The sequence below is a fragment of the Oleiphilus sp. HI0061 genome (assembly GCF_001635675.1).
In genome coordinates this window covers 1-1,482 of record NZ_LWFE01001504.1, presented here as the reverse complement: position 1 = coordinate 1,482, position 1,482 = coordinate 1, and the positions used below count along the sequence as shown (strand labels likewise).

At 44.6% G+C, this 1,482-nt stretch carries 2 protein-coding genes; both read right to left on the bottom strand.

Translation table 11 applies throughout. The features are described 5' to 3' along the window. Positions 1–1,201, bottom strand: a 1,201-nt coding sequence (locus A3735_RS23440; RefSeq protein WP_068638767.1) for a SpoVR family protein, incomplete at its 3' end; no start/stop codon positions are given. Next, positions 1,198–1,482 (bottom strand): DUF444 family protein (locus A3735_RS23435; RefSeq protein ID WP_156499863.1); only part of this gene is annotated, 285 nt, incomplete at its 5' end. The genes A3735_RS23435 and A3735_RS23440, both read right to left, overlap by 4 nt.

The following is a 1,482-nucleotide window of genomic DNA, read 5'->3' as shown; positions in this document are numbered from 1 at the left end:
TTAAGTCCCGAATTACCTTAGGTGAAAGGAACTGTAGGATAAAGCTTTCATCTTTAAAGTTTCGCATGGCAAAATCGAGTGTTTCCAGCCAGTCTGTGCCCGCGATATCTGGGAACCATTGTCGATCTTCATCCGTAGGTTGTTGGCAGATACGTTTGATATCCTGAAACATGGCAAAACCAAGCGTATAAGGGTTGATGCCGCTGTACCATTGGCTATCAAAGGGAGGTTGATAGACCACCGCTGTGTGTGATTTTAAGAACTCGATAATAAAGCCTTCATTCACCAAACCTTTGTCATACATCGTATTCATGATGGTGTAGTGCCAAAAGCTTGCCCAACCCTCATTCATTACCTGAGTTTGTCTTTGCGGGTAGAAATACTGGGCAATTTTTCTCACGATACGTAGTACTTCCCGTTGCCATGGGGCAAGCATGGGGGCATTCTTCTCAAAGAAATAAAGCAGATTCTCCTGCGGTTCTTCAGGGTAGCGTTGATCTTTCTCGGCTTCTTCTTTGTCGCCGCTGACAGGAATGGTTCTCCACAGCTCATTAACTTGCTGCTGCAGATGGAACTCGCGCTCTTCTTGTCGTTTCAATTCTTCTTCAGCTGATATAGGAGCAGGGCGCTTATAACGGTCAACACCGTAATTCATTACTGCGTGGCAGGAGTCTAGAAAGGTTTCTACGGTATCGACGCCATAACGGCCTTCACACTTTGCAATATAGTTTTTGGCGAACAGAAGGTAGTCTATTATTGCGCTGGCATCGGTCCAGGTGCGGAACAGGTAGTTGCCTTTGAAAAAAGAGTTATGACCATATGATGCATGCGCGATGACTAAGGCCTGCATCATCAAGGTATTCTCTTCCATCAAGTAAGCGATACATGGGTTAGAGTTAATAACGATCTCATAGGCGAGCCCCATTTGGCCGCGCTTATAACCTTTTTCGTTTTGTAGGAACTGTTTCCCGTAAGACCAGTGATAATAGCCTAGAGGCATACCGACCGAGGAATAGGCATCGAGCATTTGCTCAGAGCTAATCACTTCAATTTGGTTAGGGTAGGTGTCTAGCTTATATTCTTTTGCTATGTCTGAAATGGCATCATCAAAGCGTTCTAGCTGTTCAAATGACCATTCCGAGCCAGTCGCAATATAACTCTTTTTACGCTCTTCATTTTGTTTGTTGTCTTTATCTGTCATGCCGGCTTCCTCTGAAATAATTCGTGGAAGACAGGGTAGATGTCACTCTCGTCTTTAATGTTTTGCATGGCGAAAGAGTCCTCAAACTCCTTAGCCAGTTTTTCATATTCATGCCACAGCATTTGATGATCTAGCTTAGTAATCTCAATGTAAGCAAAATATTGCACGAGAGGTAGAATATCGTCTTTCAAGAGCCTCGAGCACTTGGGTGAGTCATCGCTCCAGTTGTCACCATCGGAGGCTTGTGCGCAGTATATATTCCAGTCTGACGCAGGGTAACG